The sequence below is a fragment of the Shewanella kaireitica genome, from assembly GCF_023284045.1.
GTDB lineage: Bacteria > Pseudomonadota > Gammaproteobacteria > Enterobacterales > Shewanellaceae > Shewanella > Shewanella kaireitica.
In genome coordinates, this window is record NZ_JAKIKQ010000002.1 from 338,271 (window position 1) to 358,197 (window position 19,927).

Annotated in this window: 15 protein-coding genes; 5 read left to right on the forward strand and 10 right to left on the reverse strand. The window is 43.7% G+C overall.

Annotated features, from left to right (window positions below):
* Positions 1-298 precede the first annotated feature (298 nt).
* From L2730_RS04055 to pepN, 4 genes are all read left to right on the forward strand, one after another.
* A complete protein-coding gene (locus L2730_RS04055) occupies positions 299-511 on the forward strand; it encodes a SlyX family protein (protein ID WP_020911063.1) in 213 nt (70 codons plus the stop codon).
* A 257-nt stretch (positions 512-768) separates the two neighbouring features.
* Positions 769-2,136, forward strand: coding sequence for a COG3014 family protein (locus L2730_RS04060; RefSeq protein WP_248973421.1), 1,368 nt, complete (start codon positions 769-771; stop codon positions 2,134-2,136).
* A gap of 23 nt (positions 2,137-2,159) precedes the next feature.
* A complete protein-coding gene (lpoB, locus tag L2730_RS04065) occupies positions 2,160-2,753 on the forward strand; it encodes a penicillin-binding protein activator LpoB (RefSeq protein ID WP_020911061.1) in 594 nt (197 codons plus the stop codon).
* Positions 2,754-2,885: 132 nt separating this feature from the next.
* Positions 2,886-5,522 carry an aminopeptidase N gene (pepN, locus tag L2730_RS04070; RefSeq protein ID WP_283105641.1) on the forward strand — a complete coding sequence of 879 codons (2,637 nt, stop codon included), beginning with the start codon at positions 2,886-2,888 and terminating at the stop codon, positions 5,520-5,522.
* Between the two features lie 79 nt (positions 5,523-5,601).
* Here the strand turns inward: pepN and L2730_RS04075 are convergent, their stop codons facing one another.
* From L2730_RS04075 to L2730_RS04090, 4 genes are all read right to left on the reverse strand, one after another.
* Complete coding sequence (locus tag L2730_RS04075; protein ID WP_020911059.1) at positions 5,602-6,162, reverse strand: phosphoribosyltransferase; 561 nt, start codon at positions 6,160-6,162, stop codon at positions 5,602-5,604.
* Positions 6,163-6,592: 430 nt separating this feature from the next.
* Positions 6,593-8,362, reverse strand: coding sequence for an alkaline phosphatase D family protein (locus tag L2730_RS04080; protein WP_248973422.1), 1,770 nt, complete (start codon positions 8,360-8,362; stop codon positions 6,593-6,595).
* A gap of 313 nt (positions 8,363-8,675) precedes the next feature.
* A complete protein-coding gene (locus L2730_RS04085) occupies positions 8,676-9,764 on the reverse strand; it encodes an endonuclease/exonuclease/phosphatase family protein (protein WP_248973423.1) in 1,089 nt (362 codons plus the stop codon).
* Between the two features lie 20 nt (positions 9,765-9,784).
* Complete coding sequence (locus L2730_RS04090) at positions 9,785-10,729, reverse strand: DUF808 domain-containing protein (RefSeq protein ID WP_248973424.1); 945 nt, start codon at positions 10,727-10,729, stop codon at positions 9,785-9,787.
* 254 nt (positions 10,730-10,983) lie between these two features.
* Between L2730_RS04090 and rpiA the strand changes: the two genes are divergently transcribed.
* The gene (gene rpiA, locus L2730_RS04095; protein WP_248973425.1) at positions 10,984-11,640 is read left to right on the forward strand and encodes a ribose-5-phosphate isomerase RpiA; all 657 of its coding nucleotides are present in this window, start codon (positions 10,984-10,986) and stop codon (positions 11,638-11,640) included.
* Between the two features lie 85 nt (positions 11,641-11,725).
* On the opposite strand, the gene L2730_RS04100 is transcribed toward rpiA, so the two are convergent.
* The 6 genes from L2730_RS04100 to L2730_RS04125 form a co-directional block, all read right to left on the reverse strand.
* Entirely contained in the window at positions 11,726-12,295 is a 570-nt protein-coding gene (locus L2730_RS04100) for a peroxiredoxin family protein (RefSeq protein WP_248973426.1), read from the reverse strand.
* A 105-nt stretch (positions 12,296-12,400) separates the two neighbouring features.
* Entirely contained in the window at positions 12,401-12,814 is a 414-nt protein-coding gene (locus tag L2730_RS04105; RefSeq protein WP_248973427.1) for a DUF3010 family protein, read from the reverse strand.
* A gap of 88 nt (positions 12,815-12,902) precedes the next feature.
* Positions 12,903-14,624, reverse strand: coding sequence for a hypothetical protein (locus L2730_RS04110; RefSeq protein ID WP_248973428.1), 1,722 nt, complete (start codon positions 14,622-14,624; stop codon positions 12,903-12,905).
* A gap of 795 nt (positions 14,625-15,419) precedes the next feature.
* Positions 15,420-16,184 (reverse strand): phosphoadenylyl-sulfate reductase, encoded by a 765-nt coding sequence (locus L2730_RS04115; RefSeq protein ID WP_248973429.1) that lies wholly within the window; start codon positions 16,182-16,184, stop codon positions 15,420-15,422.
* On the reverse strand, positions 16,177-17,874 hold the full coding sequence (cysI, locus tag L2730_RS04120; RefSeq protein WP_248973430.1) for an assimilatory sulfite reductase (NADPH) hemoprotein subunit: 1,698 nt from the start codon (positions 17,872-17,874) through the stop codon (positions 16,177-16,179). The genes L2730_RS04115 and cysI overlap by 8 nt, the downstream gene beginning before the upstream one ends.
* 89 nt (positions 17,875-17,963) lie before the next feature.
* A complete protein-coding gene (locus L2730_RS04125) occupies positions 17,964-19,745 on the reverse strand; it encodes an assimilatory sulfite reductase (NADPH) flavoprotein subunit (protein WP_248973431.1) in 1,782 nt (593 codons plus the stop codon).
* Positions 19,746-19,927: the final 182 nt, after the last annotated feature.

The following is a 19,927-nucleotide window of genomic DNA, read 5'->3' on the forward strand; positions in this document are numbered from 1 at the left end:
ACATACTCTAGCTGTCTTTAGCCTGAATGACTGACACACTAGTATGAACAAAGATTCATTAAGAAGACAACAAAGGGCAAAGCAAGTTCATCGTATATTTATTACAATTGTTGCTTAAACTACTTTTGTTTACTTTTAGCTTACTGTTAGCAGACAACCTTCACTGATTGCGCAATATTGTTCAACAAGTTGCAAGCGCGGCTATCCCCAAACATTGCAAGGCGTTGTATACTCCAGCGCTAATTAAGATCATCATAAGCAAGTACACTGAGTGCTTGCCAATCCATCAGAGGTTAACGTGGATAACATAGAACACCGAGTTGAAGAGCTAGAGATGAAGTTAGCATTCCAAGATGGCACTATCGAAGAGCTCAACCAGCAAGTCATAAAACTAAACGATGTTGTCGCACTGCAACAAGAGCAGCTGCGTTTGTTATTGAACAAACTTCAGTCTGTCGAGCCTAGTAATATGGCGTCTCAAGCTGACGAAACGCCACCGCCACATTATTAAATACACTAAGTTAATCAGCGAAGTTTTCTGTTAAGCAGTAACCCTTGCTATATTTAAGTGACAAGGGGTTATTTGCATTCATCTTCGGTTCAGTTTCGATATGGTATATATAGCTGTATATAGATGAAATTTGTAAGTTTATATAAATTTGCATGTCTAAATTCTTTTATCATTTATAATGCATTTTAGCGCTCACATCTATTTCCCAAGCAAACAAGGAAGCCAATGCTAGTAGCAGACATTACCGAGGCGTTAGCATGAAAAGTATCTTGCTGCTAACGACTATGATGCTAAGCCTCAGTGGGTGTGCATTTAACAGCGTATTCATCAACTACCCGTCCCAAATTGCACCGGTTAAAGCGCAGCTTAATTCAGCAACGCCGCAACAAGCTGCAAAAATTGTTGAGTCTGAAGTCACCAGCGCAGATGGGCTGTTATATGCGCAAGAGGCTGGACGCTCGGCTCAGATAGCAGGCGATTTTGAAGCCAGTAAAAACTTTTACCAAGATGCAGCGAATGCTTATCGAGTTTTTGATGATAAAGCAAAGCTCAGCCTAAGTGATGCTGGAGCCACGGCTACCAGTATATTCATCAATGATAATGTGATCCCCTACCGTGGCCCAGGTTATGAGAGGGTAATGCTGCATCAATACCAAGCACTTAATTATCTCTTCAGTGGTGATGCAGAAGGTGCATTAGTCGAGGTGCGTCGCAGTAACGAACTACAAAGCTCTGAACAGGCTCGTTATCAAAAATCCAACAAATCTGTGCAAGCAATGGCAAATGGCACCATCGATGCTGAAGTCAATAAACTTGGCAAGGCCGCTGGCAGTACCACCAGTTCATTTTTAAATGCCTATAGTTATTACACTACTGGCATGCTGCACGAGATCTTAGGTGAACCTAATGACGCCTATATTGATTACCGTAAAGCTGCACAGATTTCACCGAATAATCCATACTTACAAAGAGACTTAGTCAGATTAGCTAAGCAACTTTCAATGCCACAGTATGACGAATTTAAAAAACGTTGGGGTGACGCCGTACTTCCGAACAAAGATGAAGGACAGGTTATCATCATGCTCGAGCGGGGATTTGTACCAGAGAAACAAAGCCTCACAGTGCCTTTTACCATTCATGGTAATTGGCAAACGGCGTCCTTAGCGACATACTTCCCAACCAAGCAATCGGTCAAGCCCGGTCGCATACAAGGACTTGGGACTGTGCTTGTTGCAGCGTCTATTGCCAATATAGATTCATTGGCCATTACCGCGCTCAAAGAGGATCTCCCAGCTGCATTAGTCAGACAAGCAGCCCGAGTATATGCCAAGTCTGAAATGGCACGCAGTGTTGAAAGTGATAGCAAACGTCGTAATAATCAAACTGATTATGCCTCAATTGCTATGCAGATCTTTAACGTTATATCAGAGCAAGCCGATAGGCGCAGTTGGCTGACCTTGCCTGAACAAGCACAAATAGCCCGAAGTTATGTAAAAGCTGGCAGCTATTCGGTTAAGCTCGACAATGCTGCAGCAAATACGATTAAAGTTGAAACTGGCCGCACCACACTTATTTGGGCCATTGATACTGGCAATTACACCCGTTTTTATTCAATAATCATTTAGCAATCACTTGTATGGAACTTACTATGAAACATTTAAAAGTTATTTTTATTCTCGCGGCAGTTATTGGCTTGTCTGCGTGTCAGTCAAAAGTTGAGTACGGTGATGCCACTGAAGTGGAAACCGTCAATGAGAACTTCGGCTCAACAGATTTGCAAGCTATTTCAGCTAAAATGGTTGATAGCATGTTGACCTTCCCGCCTGTTGTAGCGATTACCGCTAATGACCGTCCAATCATCTTTGTTGATAAAATTAAGAACAAAACCTCTGAGCATATCGATACAGAATCAGTTACAGACTCAATCAGCAATAAGCTGCTTCGCTCTGGTAAATTCCGCTTTATTGACATGACCAAAGTTGACTCTGTACGTAAGCAGCTAGATTACCAGAACAATTCAGGTATGGTTGACCCATCAACGGCAATAAGCTTTGGTCGTCAGATCGGTGCACAGTACATGCTATACGGCAACCTATCTAGCATTGTGAAGCAAGATGGCAGCACTAAAGATGTTTACTACAAGATGACTATGCGTTTGATGGATCTAGAAACAGGCTTGATTGAATGGTCTGATGAAAAAGAGATCCGTAAAGTTAAGTCTAAATCGTTCTTAGGAATGTAATTTAAGTCAGCACTCGCTAACTAAGTAATTAAAGCCAGCATCTCGCTGGCTTTTTTATTTAAACTTCTGCACATCAAAGAAATAAGGTACCGTATGCAGCTTATCCAATTCGTCTATTAGAAGGATGCTGTTTTGAAGCTGTTTTATACTGTACTGGTTGCTTTACTCTCTATCGTGCTAAGTGCATGCAACTCGACTCCACGAGAGCCTATATCTGCGCGAGACGGTACACCATACATTAGCCAACAGTCTGCCATGCAGCGCTCTGCTAGAATCTCGGATGTAAAATATGATTTGGCCTTTAGCTTAACTGGCGAAAATCGATTTTCAGCAACCACGATTGTTAACTTCAACCTAAGCGACACCAGCAAAGCACTCACACTCGATCTAAACCAAGCCAACATTAGCCATTTTAGTATTAATGGTAAAAAGGTTTACCCAAACTACAACGGCAGTTATATCACTTTAAACCCTGGCTTATTGAGTACAGGTAATAACACTGTTGAAGTGCAGTTTAGCCGCGAACACAGCACTAACGGCGAAGGGTTACATCGCTTTGTCGATCCAGTCGATGGCAAGGTTTATCTATATTCTCATTTTGAACCTGCTGCAGCGCAGCAGATGTTTGCGGTGTTTGACCAACCGGATCTAAAAGCAAACTTTACGCTCTCTGTCACAGCGCCCAAGGCGTGGACTGTCATTAGTGCCATGCGTGAGTCTTCAATTACAGAGCTTGGTGATACTCGCCAATGGCAATTCCCGCAGTCTCCTAAGCTGAGTCCTTATAACTTCTCAATGCATGCAGGCCCTTACCACCAGTGGACCGATAATAGTGGCCCCTATCCGCTACGCTTATTTGCGCGTCAATCTGTCGCAGAGCAAGTCACCCCCAATGACTGGTTTACGTATACTCAACAAGGGCTTGAGTTTTTCGACGGCTATTTCGGCATCCCTTACCCGTTTAAAAAATACGACCAAGTATTAGTACCAGACTTCCTTTATGGTGCCATGGAAAATGCTGCAGCAATTACCTTTAGCGAAAGTCGTTTTCTGTTCAATAGCGAGATGACTGCCGCGCAGAAACAGCGCTTAGCCAGTGTAATCATGCATGAAATGGCTCACCAATGGTTTGGCAACTTGGTCACGATGAAGTGGTGGAACGGCCTTTGGTTAAATGAAAGCTTTGCCTCTTTTATGGGTACCTTAGCCACCGCAGAAGCCACTGAGTTTAGCCATGCATGGCGTACCTTTTATGCCAATAACAAGCAAAGTGCTTACCACTTAGATAGCCAAGCGAGCACTCATCCTATCGAGGTTCCCGTTGCGAGCAGCCAAAATGCCTTTGATAATATAGATGCTATCACCTACTCAAAAGGTGCCTCAGCACTAAATCAACTAAACCATTTGTTAGGCGAGAAAGCTTTTCAGAAAGGTGTACAAGATTACCTGCTGCAATACAGCTACCAAAATGCCCAGCTCAATGATTTTATTAAAAGTCTAGGCAATGCAGCCAATAAAAATCTCACCACTTGGAGTCAGCAATGGCTTTATGAAGCTGGGGTGAATAGCATTAAAGCCGATTTCAGTTGTGAAAATGGCCGCATTACACAGTTTAACCTGACGCAGTCAGCCCCTAGTAGTGCCCTATCGACATTGCGTGAACAACGAGTTCAAATAGGCTTGTTTACTCAAGGGCGTAGTCGTCTACATCATAATATTAGTATGCCAGTGACCTATAAAGGTGCCACGACTACGGTCACTCGTTTAATTGGCTTACACTGCCCTGACCTTGTCTACCCTAACTACCAAGATTGGGGTTTCGTAAAGGTTAATCTTGATCCTGTATCTTTCAAGACCGCAAAACAAAATTTGCGCCTTGTAAAAGATCCATTGCTACGTTCCATGCTCTGGCAAAGCTTGTGGGATAGTGTTGAAGACGGCAAACTATCTCTGAACGATTATATCGGTGCTGTGCTGGTCAATTTACCGGGAGAAACAGACCAAACCATCGTAGGGCAAGTGCTAAAGAGTTTATCTAAAACTCGGGTTTACCTCGACAAGATGGATCCAAGCAATCAACGTTTTGCCAAGCAAGCCATTAGAGCCATTGAACAGATGAGCCTTAGAAAAGTGATGATAAAAAGTGATAGCAGAGACTTTCAGCGTCGCTGGTTTGAAAACTATGTCAGTTTTGCTCGCAGTAAAGATGCACTCAATCATATCGATGCCCTACTCAGCGATAAAGCCAGTATCAAGGGGTTAGTGCTAGATCAAGATCTTCGCTGGTTGATGATCGCTCATTTAAATCGCTACGATCATCCAACGGCTATGTACTGGTTGCGAAAAGAGCGCGATGTCGACAACAGTGATGCAGGGCAAAAATCAGCGCTTGCTGCCGAAGTGTCTCGCCCTGATGCGCTAAAAAAGCGTCAGTGGCTAACTCGCATCCAACAACAAACCAACCTGCCTTTTTCCAAGCAGCGCAGCATCATTGAAAACCTTTACCCTAGTGAACAAAAAGCACTGAGCGCGGTTACAACAGAGCAACGCCTAGCAACACTCGCTAAGCTAGACAGTGAGAAAGGGCCAGTATTTATGCGTAGTTATGCCAAATACCTTATCCCAACAAACTGTAGTTACGCTAATGAGAGTGCATTGCAAAATCTGCAACGCAACAGTCAGCTCTCTGATGGAACAGATAGAGCACTAAAAGAGGCTATTGGACAGGAACAAAAGTGCTTACTGATAAAATCAAAGATGAGTCATTGATAAGCTATAGCCTCGCTATAAAGTATCTCTAGATAACAAAAAGCCACCTTAACGGTGGCTTTCTTATTCAGTTTATCAATTAAACGAATAAGTCTTTAATATTTTTCAAATCGCCTTTCCCTTCAGCAAGTTCTTCTGCTGAAAGTCCCGCCACTTCATGGGGGAACACCAACCACTCTTCAGACTCGTGAATAAAGTAATCTGGTGTTAGTGGTACTGACGTGTTTTTAGGCTTGTAGTATGGGCAAGCAATACGTACATCTTTTGGCATGTTCAAACGCATCAAGTCACTTAACTTATCTTTCAGTGCGTGAACACTGCGACCTGAATCAAACACGTCATCAACAATCAATAAGCCATCGTCTGCGTTAGCATTCTCAACGATATAGTGTAAGCCATGTACTTTAATCTGCTTGCTCTGCTGGTTAATACCATAGTAAGAAGAAGTACGAACGGCAATGTGGTCAGTTTCTACTTTTTTAAAGTCAAAAAACTCTTGCACAGCGATCCCAATCGGCGCGCCACCACGCCATATACCCACAATAAATTGTGGACGAAATCCACTTTCATAAACCTGTGCTGCTAAGCGGAAAGAATCCTCTAGTAATTCTTGCGCCGTTATAAAGCGTTTATCTGACATCTGACCGTCCCCATCTTGGTATAGTTATCTTATTTTGGGTCTCAAAAATGCAGTTGTTAGCCACTATTCCAAACTCTGAAATAGGCTCTCGCTAGCGTAGTCCTAGCGCAACTGTTTAAAGTGTAGGCACCCACCCGATTTTGGAGGCGAATTTTATACTAAAAACCGCACGAATGCTGCAAAAATGGCGCAAAGTTGTGGCTTATGCCAATCAAATTGAATAAGTACTCTAAAGATTGTCACCATTAAATAGATCTATATTAGTGATAGCGGTGAGCAATATACTCTTCTGCTGATGGGGTTCATTACAGTATAACGAAGTCACTTCACCCTTTACGCTAGAGCAGTTACCGTGAACATTAACAAAAAAACGGCCACCTGATGGCAGCCGTTTACTAAATATCGATACTCTTTTTTAAGACACTTTTACCTAACTCAACTCTTCTAAGCTAGGTGTGCCCGCTTTAGTGACCAGTGAATGATTACGCGCTATATCTTCCACAAATCCGCGAGTCATAATGGTATCAACATAACGCCAATCACTGCGAACTTCATCGTGTGTGAAAGTTAACGTCAACATACCGCGATTCATTAAGTTAGCGTATTTAAGGCTATCAACAAGCCCTAGAATAGCCTCTTCTGTCGCGGGTATATCCTTAGCATCTATTCCTAAGTAATACTCAAGCCCTGGTGATGAGACTGAACTAGTTGCAAACTCAACCCCAACCACATCGCCAGCAGCATCTTTGAGCTCATTGGCCCAAGCGTTATGAGTATCACCCGCTATCACGACAAGGTTTTTAGCCAATGACTTTGCGGTTGCCAAAATAACTTCACGCTCATAGGCATATCCATCCCAAGCATCTAAGTTGTAAGGAATAGAAGGCAGCTGCAACAAAGCCATCGCTTCAGGGGTTAGCTTATCGCCATAAAACTGCAGATATTTAAGCTCATCAGCGGTCAATGTCGGATCACCCGCTTGCGCTCTTGCTGCAAAACCTGCCAGCGCTGCTAATTGACCAAACTCAGGAATAGACAATTGCTGCGTTGCTATCGCTGCAGGAAGCATCATCTGTCCCATAAGCACTTGTTGCCCGAGCACTTGCCACTTAGCGGTTGAGGTCAATAACGTCGACTGTAACCACGTTTGCTGTTCTTGCCCAAGCATGGTTCTATTGGTGTCGGTAATATCTGCCATAAAGCGTGCGCTATCTAGCCCACCCGTAGCAGGATCCATATAGTCTGGGTATTCAAGCGGTTTATCTCGACCTAGCAGTCTTGTATCTAACATGTGCAGGTCGACAAGATCACCAAACTGAAAGCTGCGATAGATCTCTTCGTGATTCCCTTCTCTCCATGGACGGATCGGTAACCACTCAAAATAAGCCTGTAACGCTCCCTCTTTACGCGCATCAAAATCACCTTCATTGTCATTGTGATTCTCAGCCCCTTCACGCCAGCTATCATTAGCCACTTCGTGATCATCCCAAACCGTAATAAAGGCGGTTTTGGCATGCAATTTCTGTAAACTCAAATCACTGCGGTATTGCCCATAACGAGTACGGTAATCAGCTAGGCTAAATAGTTCGCCTTCAGGTAATACTTCACGTCCAAGCTCTGCGGCTCGCTCACTGGCATATTCTCCACGAGCATATTCGTAGATATAGTCGCCTAAATGGATAACCGCATCTAAATCATCCATTCTCGATGCCATCTCATAGACATTAAAGTAGCCAGCAGGGAAATTAGCACATGACAAAACGGCAAATTTTGCTTGCGCGAGTGCACCTTGAGGTAATGTTTTAGCCATACCAGGAGGAGACATATTGCTACCAGCCTTAAAACGGTAGAAATACTGAGTGCCAGCCTCAAGCCCAGTTGCATCAATTTTAACCGTGTAATCTCGGTCGCTATTAGTGACCATCTCACCATTAGTCACTACCTGACTAAAAGTACTATCGGTGGCGACTTCCCAAGATACTTTAATATCACCAGCGGACATAGGCGAGACACGACTCCACAAAATAATCGCATCATGGCTCGGGTCGCCACTGGCTACACCGTGTAAAAATTCTGCTGCTATAACGTTTTCGTCATCATCATCGCTGCTGCAGCCCATCAGGCCGTATGATACTACTGCTGCGCCTACGCCTTTGGCAGACATAGCAAGAAAATCTCTTCGTGAGAAAGGTCGTTTCATTATTATTATTCCCTTAATTTCATTTTGTTTTAGTGGTACGAGGTCTAATGAGTCTGGATGGTAATTAGCAACTATTACACATTCGTGACAATTAGGTAAAGCATTTGTTAACAAGAGATGAGGGAGGAGTGTTTAACTTAATACAATGATTTTTAGACTAGCAAATATCCCTAAGAAAAATAAATTTTATAGAGTACAGAAACACCATACAAACCAGTGCAGTATTTCTTGTGATTCCGTTAAAAGGAATTAGAGCAATCAATAGAATAATTGAGAAAAGGGATCCCGTATTGAAGCGGATAGCATTATAAGATTATCGCCGCGAATGGATTGTACACAATACAGGAGCATGATCGGTACTATGACTGTCCCGTTCATACTGAGGGTTAATCAGATGGCGATCTGCAGTATGGTAGTCGGTAACTTCTGCGGTGCTGGTATGAAAATGGGGGTTAAAATCTTGAGACAGTAAAATATAGTCGAGTACGTTTCCTTGAGCGCCGTAATAATGGGTAGCTTGCCTTTGAGAAGGTATCGAGTTCTCATCTGAAATATTTTCAACATTGACTTCGGCCTCTCGCTGACAATACAGCTGATAAGCATCAGATAGAGGATAGCTTGCTAATTCCCCACTTCCCTCTCTTTCGAAGCGCAACTCTTGAGCCAATAACAAAGACAGCGGTTGATGACTCAAAGAGTCATTAAAGTCCCCTAATAATATCATCGCATTCTGGGTTTCCATTCGCCGCTGCATCATAGTATGAAATAACAACGCTGCTTCACTGCCCCTTTGAATACCTGATGCCCATTGGCCAAGCACATTACGCCCTAGTAACTCACCAAAGTTAGCTTTTCCGCTATTGTTTACAGTCATGCTTTGCGCTGGCGGCAATTCATCTAATGATGCTCTTTTGGACTTTAGGTGTACGACATAGATATCGCAGTGGCCAATGTCAGGCAATACAACGGTGACCCTAAGAGGTTTACGGCTGTATTTAAACGACTCTTCTAACCTCAGAGCTTTGGCATATTCGCTATCAACGTCAATTGCCTGTACATCTTCAAAGGCAAATTTCGAAGCGATAGCAACCACAGGGTCCCGGCAAATAAAATCATCAACAATACTCGGTTCATCAACGACTGCAAAATGCTCAAGCCCGGCTTCGCGAGCTTGAGTCGCTAAAGCCTCAGCAGAGAAAACTTCTTGAAAGCCAATAATATCAGGCTGGTTTTCAGCAAGGAAGTTGGCTAACCAAAGCTGTTTCTTAGCCCACTGTTCATCACTATAGATATTCTCAAAATCATAGTAGGCAAGCGGTGGTTCGATATAATTGAATAAGTTGAAACTCGCCACTTTAACTTGAAAAGTTGTTGTTTCATTTTGCTGTGCATTATTGTCCAACGAACGCTCCCTGGCAGGGTTTAGTGGCTAGCAGGTTTATCACCTTTTAGCTTGAGAAATAGTTGCATCATTATCACTGCCAATGCCCCAGCAATAACGCCAAAAATAGAGTTTAAAATACTCGGGGTAACAAATGATAATACAGGACCAACAACGGATACGCTTTCAATATAAACAGCAGCTTGGCTTATGCGCTCGCTAACCCAGTGCAGCCCATGAGTTAAGATCCCACCGCCAACCATAAACATAGCGATGGTGCCGACTACAGATAAGGTTTTCATTAAATAGGGCGCGGAGTTGAGTAACATGAAGCCAAATCGACGCTTAAAACGGGCAGTGAAACTTTTGCCCTGACGCTGACTTAAATACAAGCCTGCATCGTCAATTTTCACAATCCCCGCCACCAAACCATATACACCAATAGTCATGACGATAGCAATCACACTGAGAGTGAAGAACTGGGTGGTTAAGCTCTTATCAGCCACAATACCGAGCGTGATGGCTATGATCTCAGCAGAGAGTACAAAGTCTGTTCTAATGGCACCTTTTACTTTTCTCTGCTCATACTCTTTAAGATCGCCAATCACCTCTTCGGGTAAGGCCTTTGCGGCTGCTTGGCCTTGCTGCTTTACTTGGTAACTATGGTAAATTTTCTCGAAGCCTTCATAGCAAAGGAATAAGCCGCCAAACATCAACAAGGGCGTAACAGCCCAAGGAATAAATGCGCTAATCAACATAGCTGCCGGGACTAATATGCACTTGTTTTTAAATGACCCCACCGCCACAGCCCAAACAACGGGCAGCTCTCTATCTGCTGAAACGCCAGTAACTTGCTGAGCATTTAGTGCTAAATCATCCCCTAACACACCGGCGGTTTTACGCGCAGCAATTTTACTCATCGCCGCCACATCATCCAAAATGGTGGCGATATCATCTAACAAGGTTAATAGGCTTGCCCCTGCCATAGTGACTCCTTTAATTCACTAGCACTGCCAGCATCTTTCAAAAAGCTGAAACAGTACAAAAAATTCCATCTAAAAAATGACTTGAGCTCGCTAACACTTATCTAAAGTCATCAACCCACGCTATCGCTTTAAGCCAAGCTAATCATGATATGCCAAGCTTGTCACTTTAAACACAAATTTCAGGCACGCTTTAGCTGTTTAACGCGTATACTAACGCCATATTTTTAATTTTTGCCTTTAAAAAGGATTTCGTTATGACTCAAGATGAAATGAAAAAAGCCGCAGGATGGGCTGCACTGCAATATGTTGAAAAAGATAGCATTGTTGGTGTGGGTACCGGCTCAACCGTTAATCACTTTATTGATGCTCTTGCGACCATCAAAGCAGACATTGACGGCGCCGTATCAAGCTCTGAAGCTTCTACCGAGAAAATGAAAGCGCTTGGTATTCCAGTATATGATCTTAACAGTGTTGATGACCTGTCAGTTTATGTTGATGGCGCTGACGAAATTAATGGCCACATGGATATGATTAAAGGCGGCGGTGCTGCGCTGACTCGTGAAAAGATCGTTGCTGCAGTGGCTGATAAGTTTATCTGTATCGTTGATAACACTAAACAGGTCGACATTTTAGGTGAGTTCCCACTGCCTGTTGAAGTTATTCCAATGGCTCGTTCATACGTGGCACGTCAGCTAGTTAAACTTGGCGGCGATCCTGTATACCGTGAAGGCGTTGTGACTGATAACGGTAATATTATTTTAGATGTCTACAACATGAAAATCATGAACCCAAAAGAACTTGAAGAGCAGATCAACGCTATTGTTGGTGTGGTCACCAATGGCCTATTTGCCATGCGCGGCGCTGATGTGTTGCTAGTGGGTACGCCAGAAGGTGTTAAGACAGTTAAGTAATTTATCGCTAGCTCATTATCAGCTAACGTAAAAAAGCCACGGACTTTTCAGTCTGTGGCTTTTTTGTCTCTAACCAAGCTAAAGATTATTCGACTTGGGCTGTCTCGCCATTGTTTTCAAGTTCAGCTTCAGCTTTATCGATATTCAACGCCGCTAAGTTCGCAGCGATGTCTTCAGCAGCGGTTTCAGCATTGATATCTTCATCAATCTTTAAGATTTTTCCATCTTCGCCAATGTAAAAAGTAACCCGACTCGCGACGCGGACAAAATTAAGCACATCATAAGCTTTGGCTGTTTCTTTAGTTGGATCGCTTAACATGGGAAAGTCAGCTTTTTGTTCTTTAGCAAATGCTTGGTTATCTTCTAGCTCGTCAACACTTGCCATCATATAGACCGCATTGTACTCGCGAATAAGATGCCCTTTTTGAACCAGAGATTTACATTCAAGCGTACAGCCATGGGTGTTAGCCATTGGGTACCAAGCCAGTACCAAAGTTTGCTTGCCTTTGTAATCGCTTAGCTGATAAAAGTGCCCGTCAGTTGCTTGTAACTTGAAATTTGGCGCGGTATCACCAACCTTTAAATCGGTTGCTGTAGCTGCAAGCGGCAGTACTAACGCTGCGGCTAAAAGTATCTTTGATAATTGTTTGATCATAGTTTTCACCTAATATTCCCTGTGTCGCCTTTCATTGTTATAGCACTTATACCCATAAAGATACGCATTACAAACTAAAAAGATCAACTACAGTCGAGCGCTCGTTTAAGATAAGCACTCAAATGCTAAATCGTAAGCCTTGCCTAAATCTACAGTCTTTGGTCTGCAGGACTTCAATTCAGCGTGCTTCTTGTCGGACGCGCGTAATGTTGCAGGGTGAATAAAATCTATTTCAGCATTACAATTTGCAAGCATCGCACCTTCCATTAAAAAGGTCCCTGCACCACCAGCCCCCTGCCCAGTCGTGGCGCGTCGGTTCAGTACAACTTTATCAATGCCATTGCTGCTGATATGTGTATTTACTTGTTCAATAAAGGCTGCGACATCAGCTTGGGTTGGGTTTTTAAGTAAACTGAATTTTGTTACTTTAGGAGCGACTAAGCTATGACTCGCGCGCTCCCCTGTTAGGGTCACAATTCTAACTTCATTCGCTTTTAAGAAAAGCCCTGCAATAATCACTTTTTCTCTCCTAAGCTCGCGCTAAAAATAAAAACGCCAGCTATCAAGAACTGGCGTTTATCGGAATAACTTCTCGGGATACTACATTTTACTTAGTTGCTCTTGAGTTCACCGATGAATCGATAATAATGCCTTTGTCATCAACATCAAGCGCAACTTTGACGCGCATATCGTAATCTTTCATCGACTTAAACTCTTCAGGAACAGGCTCGCCAGTTAGCTCAATAAAAGTCAACAATGGCGCAAACATCTTCATATAATCCACAGACATTGCCAGCAAGCCATTATTTGCTAAGGCTTCTGTCGTCAGTTTATCGGCAACTGCTTCGCCTTTATCACCAAAGTACAACACCAAATGGTTGCCTTTAACGGCCATTTTAGCGGTAATATTCATCTCTGGCGGCATAGGTAACACATCGTTTAATACCACAGCACTGCCGTCTGTCGGCAATTGAATATCAGCCAATTCAGGAGCGAATGGTTTAACCATATTAAATAGCATCGCTGGATTATCAGCCGACAGTGTCACAACCGCATCTAAGCTTTCAATCTCTGGAGCATCAACATCTTCACTGATTTTATAATCAATAACCGACAGACCAACGCCTTTAACGCCATTCGCCATCCCCGTCATCATGCCAAGCATTGCCGGACTTTGTTGACTCATCTGTGCTTGCATCTCTTGCAGCGGCGCACATTGGTATTGTGGGGTTAGCATCTCATCCCAAATAGCCTGTAATGAAGGCACCATTTGGTTAACGTCGATCCCCAATCCAAAGCTAAATACACTGTTATTGATATCTTGCACATAGGCAGGAATATAACCGCGCATCTTTTGATAGGCATCAAGCATAACTTGGTTGTTACTTTCGAAAACCACTCTGTAGCTTAGCGAGCTTTCGCTATCTGAGATTGCCAGTTCATCATAACCCGCTACAGTGCGAGGCCAATTAGTAGCAATGGATGATAACTCTTGGCTACAGGTTGCAGAGCGAAGCTCTGCAAACGGATCTTCATCCGCCATCGCAAATAGCTTTGTCAGTTGGCGAGCCAGTTGATTACCATCGGTACTGGTGAGCGCTGTGATAATTTCTTGATGATTGATATAGCTTATACCCTCATCAGTAAAACCATGCTTTGCTATGATATCTTCAATAATCTTAGCATCGACAACAGAGCGCTCAACAGGCGTGACTCCAAGTGCCGTTTCAAGCAGAGCCGCTTCACTAAACGAGGTATCTATGGTCATGGTTAACATAGAGTTGTTAACTGCAACTACCAAGTTTATCTGTTCCTCATCTGTCGCTTCTGTCAGCGGATAACTGCGATAGTTAGCCCCTTTCAATTGACCCGCTACATGAGCTAAACCGCTTTCGGCTTCTGCTTTATCCAGCAGCGCCCATATAGCATCAGCATTGGCCACCTCTATTTTAAGTACCGGTAATGCACCTAATGTGTAAAAGTAACTACGAATATTTTCAGCAAGGCCAAAAGTATTAATAAACGTTTCGCCATCTTGCATTGCAGCTAAATAGGACTTAGTTAAGCTAAGAAAAAACTTCGCTCTTGGGTCTTCTTCAGCTTCCCACTCGCCTAAGGAGTTAGCACCTGACTGCTTATAAGCATCAGATAAGGAGTTGATATAAGACTTAATCGGGAAAGGCTGTAACTGCGCCGAAAATATTGGCGTATCAGCGGGAATATATGCCATAACCGCGTTATCACTCGCAGAGACATCAGCAGCTTGTTGACTGTACCAATATCCACCCGCACCCACAGCTACTAACGCAGCAACTAACATCTTATTCATTTAAAAACTCCATTTAATAATTCCATCAATCTCACCAGCAATGCGATTGTTCTATCTTGTCACCATCACGCAAGAATCACCAAGCAACGACAGTCTAATAAAATTCTTGGTTCATAGTACAGCATTACGCGGCAAATTCTATCAACTAGCCATTTGATTCAACACTAATTTACAGCTGGCTGCGACCAAGTTTACTTCTCGTTTATTAATCGTTAGCTGAATAAAGTCGTGTTATCGCTGCACGCTATGATTTCGACGAGAGTCATTGACTAAAGGATTTATTGAACAAGGTGATTAGGGAAAGGATAAGCCCCAGATAGCCACATCGGACTATCTGGGGGATAACTCGCTTTGGATAAGCAGGCGCTAGCAAGCCAATCTAAGCACTCAATTAAAGCGCTGACTTTGCGCTAACTGAGCTTGGTTTGTTGGGTTACTGACGGCTCCGTCTGCGACATTTAGATGAATGTTAAAATAGGAGAATATACATTTATCTCAACTATAAAAATCATCCAGTGGAAGACTAAATGCCACTAAACCTAATTAGGTTTGATACGGAACAGCCCCTAAAACCATCTACGGGAACGATGAACTATAGCCTAAAAAAAACAGCTGTGCATAACCTTGTGAGTAAAAATGTACAAATAATTAAACAAAAGAGCACAAACTGACTAAAGTCCTTTTATTTTATAGTGTTAAAGTATTAACCAATATCAAACTCACACAGGGTAAAGACGCTAAGCTGTACCAATGTACCACTTAAGTCGACCTTAAAATGCCCCCAAAACTAGACGACTAAATATCGTAGTGCAGCCCACACTCACGTTTCATTCCATTGAATCTCGTTTCCTCTTCAGTCATCCCCAGTTCAAGTGGCTTACTTGAGTGAGTATCACCGACAGAGACATAACCCTGATCCCATAGCGGATGGTACGGAAGATCAAACTCGGTAAGGTATTCATGCACCTGCTTGTTGCCCCAGTCAATAATCGGTAGCACCTTATATCGCTTACCGTGAATAGCGAGTACTTGTAGCGCTTCGCGAGTGCTCGACTGCGAACGTCTAAGCCCTGCAAACCAAGTACCCACCTCCAACTCTTTAAGCGCACGCTGCATAGGTTCAACTTTGTTGATCTGGTTATAGCGATCCAGTCCATCTATACCCTGCAACCACAAGAAACCGAATTTAGCTTCTTGCCAGGCGGCACTCAACGGTGATGCATAAACTTTAAGATTAAGCGTTAACCGTTCAGTCAGTTCATCAATAAACTTATAAGTCTGGCTAAACAGATACCCCGTATCGGTGAGAATAACAGGGATATCCGGCTTTTCCGTGCTTATCATGTGCAGCATAACCGCGGCTTGAATGCCAAAGCTCGATGACAACGCAGCCTTACCGGGTAAGTACTCAAGCGCCCAACGAACTCTCTGCTGTGGGGTCAATTCACCAAGAAAAGCATTGACCCTTTCCAGTTCCGCACGCTGCTCTATTTCTGGCGCTGAAAGCAAAGCTGCCAACGCCTCTTTAGAGATAACAGAATCTATCGGCAGATCAGCCATGAAAATCCTTAGCAGCATCTATTACTGCGGTCACAACACCGCTGCGAACGGTATAGTTACCAAATGTCTCACCCGCTTCTCGCTCTGTAACATAGCGCGCAAACAGGCTATCTAACTCAGCAAGAATTTCTGCTTCCTGAATATTCTCCCGGTACAGCTTATTTAGACGTGTTCCTTCAAAACTCGCTCCTAAATAAAGGTTGTAACGACCAGGCGCCTTACCCACTAAACCTATTTCAGCAGCAAATGGACGCGCACAACCGTTAGGGCAACCCGTCATGCGGATCACAATACCTTGATCTAAGAAACCATGCTTTTCTTGCAGCGCTTCCACTTTCGTTAAAAAGTCAGGGAAATAGCGCTCGGCCTCAGCCATCGCTAGCGCACAGGTTGGCAGTGCCACACAGGCAATGGAGTGACCACGAGTTTCGGTAATGAGCTTACCCATTAACCCGTGTTGCCTTGCTAGCGCTTCTATTTTCTCTTTATCAGCCGCGGGAACGCCTGCAATGATAATATTCTGATTAGAGGTCATGCGGAAATCACCTTGGTGAATTTTTGCAATCTCTCTTAGCCCTGTTTGTAGCGGTTGCCCCGGCAAGTCTTTAACACGACCACCTTCAATAAATAGGGTTAAATGCCAGTTGTCATCAACACCTTGCTTCCAACCATAACGGTCTCCACGGTCACCGATAACGACATCTCTTTTTGGCTCAAATTTAATACCAGTGCGCTTTTCGACTTCTGCTTTAAAGGCATCATAGCCATGCTTCACAATCGTGTACTTAAGACGAGACAGCTTACGATTCTCTCGGTTACCCCAGTCGCGTTGTACCGTCATCACAGCTTCGGCAAACTTAAGTGTATCTTCCGCTTTGATGTAACCAAAGTCGTCAGCTAAACGTGGGAAAGTGGCAACTTCACCATGAGTCGAGCCCATACCACCACCGGCAACCATATTAAAACCAACTAACTCACCCTCTTCGGCAACAGCCACAAAGCCTAAATCATTGGTGTAAACATCAACATCGTTATCTGGCGGCACTGCGACAGCCATCTTAAATTTTCGAGGCAGGTAAGTCTTACCATAAACAGGCTCAACCTCTTCACCTTCTGTGGTGACTAACTTCTCATCGTCTAACCAGATCTCAGCGTAAGCTTTTGTGTGCGGCAACATGTTGTCAGACAATTGCTTCGCATAAGCATAAGCTTGTTGATGTAACTTAGACTCAACCGGATTTGGGTTGCACATCACGTTACGGTTTACGTCACCACAAGCTGCGATCGAATCCAATGCTTCACGGTCAAGATCTTGAATAATCGTCTTCAAGTTACGCTTTGGGATACCATGATATTGAAATGTCTGACGCGTCGTTAATCGAATGCTGTTTGAGCTTGTTAAGTTTGAAGCAATATCATCAACCGCTAACCATTGCTGCGGCGAACACACGCCACCAGCAACGCGTGCTCGTAACATAAAGCTATATAATGGCTCTAGCTTTTGCTCTTTACGTTCATTACGCAGATCACGATCATCTTGTTGATAGAACCCATGAAACTTAATTAACTGTTGGTCACCTTCGCTAAACGCACCCGTTACCGCAGTGTCTAAACCTTCTTGAATGGTGCCACGTAGATAGTCACTGTCGGTCTTTAAATATTCGTTTACTGCTAACTTCTTCTCACTCATAGCAAGATACTCTCTATTATTCTTTTCTATTGCTGCTGATAAATCGGTACCAGCACCTCATCAATGCGTTCTGTTTGCTCAAGTGGATATTAATAAACGTCTTTTTGGTAACGCTTTGCTGCGCGTAGAGTCTCTAAGTACTCTTCAGCTTGCTCGGTAGTTTTGCCACCAAACTTAACCGCGACATCTAACAGTGCTTGGTGTACATCCTTTGCCATGCGCTCCGCGTCGCCACAGATATAGAAATGCGCACCATTTTCTAACCACTGCCACAAAGCTTCACCTTGCTCAGCAATCTTGTGTTGCACATACACTTTATGTTCTTGATCACGAGAGAAAGCTAAGTCGATACGAGACAGCTCACCGCTTTGCAGATACTGCTGCCACTCCGTTTGATAAAGGAAGTCTTGTTCAAAGTGTGGGTTACCAAATATCAGCCATGCATTACCTTCAATGCCTTCAGCAGAGCGCTGTTGCATGAATGCTCTAAATGGCGCAACACCGGTTCCTGGTCCAACCATAATCACTGGTGTTTCTGGATTTTCTGGCAGACGGAAGTGATTATTCGGTTCAACATAAACTTGCACTTGTTGCCCCTCTTCTGCACTGGCTAGGAATTGAGATGCGCCACCAAAACGGGCAACACCATCGCGCTCATCTTCAACAAGAGCTACCGTCAGATGCACTTCAGATTCCACTTCAGCTTGGCTAGACGCGATAGAGTAGAGTCTTGGCGTGATACCACGAAGCAAGCCAACCAACTGTTCAGCCGTCACTTTAGCTGGATGCTGACGCACCAAATCAGCGACTTGGTTATTATTGATGTATTCACGAACCCGTGCTTTGTCGTTACTGATCTCAAGCAATACTTTACTTTGACTGAGCTCAGCCCAACCAGTCACAAGTCCAGGATAGAGCTGAGTTAGCTCCTTCTTATTGGTAAGCGCATCACGCAAACTTAAATTGTCGTTACCCAAGGCCACTTGCTCGTCACCGTTAAGGCTCAAGCTTTCAAGCAGTTCATTAACTAATTGCTCATTGTTGGTGAACCATACCCCTAATGCATCGCCTGCTTGATAACTAATTCCCGATTCACCCAGTTCTATTTCAACATGGCGTACATCGCGATCAGAATCTCGACCTGTTAGCTTTTGGCTTACTAATAACTCAGCAGTGTAAGGCTTTTGCTTGGTAAAGCTTGAAGTTGCAGAGCTTGCTGTACTGCCGATTGAAACCACGCTAGCACCAGCACTTGTGATCAGTGGCTTAACTGCCTCAAGGACACTTTCCTGCCAAGCAGTAGCCAGCTCTTCATAATCAACATCACACTCAATAAGCGGTGATATAGCCGTCGCACCGAGCGCTGCAAGACGAGCATCAAAGTCTTTACCTGTCTGGCAGAAGAACTCATAGCTTGAATCGCCTAAAGCCAATACGGAGTAATTAAGGTTATCTAATTTGGGGGCTCGTTTTGATGACAAAAATTTATGCAGTTCGATAGCATCATCAGGTGCATCGCCTTCACCGTGTGTGCTAACAACCAACAGTAGCAGTGTTTCTTGCTTTAGCTGACGTGCTTTGTAATCGCCCATTGAAACCAAGTTAACGGCATAACCTTGCGCTTGTGCTTTCTCTGCAAGCTCAGTGGCAACACCACGACCGTTTCCGGTCTGGCTACCATATAAAATAGTAATCGTTTGTTCTGCACTTGCTTGCGGTACCGCAGATGTTCCTTGCTCAGAAGTCGCTGCAAGGTAACCGCTTACCCAAGCAAGTTGTACGGCACTCAGTTCAGCTGTGAGCTGCTTTAGCTTATCGACCTGCCCAGAAGACAAAGGTGATGCGAGTGATGAAAGCTCTTTTAACAACATTAGGACGGCCCAGTATCAGTATAATGCTGGCAAGCTTAGCGCCTCGCTAGAAAAGTAAAAAAGAATAAAAGATGATTTTTAATTCCATTTTGGAATATACAAAGGTCGAAAATTAAGCTACAAAAGTAACTGACATTTGAATGAATTCACTTTTAGTGGGCTTGATGACAGCAAACTTCTAT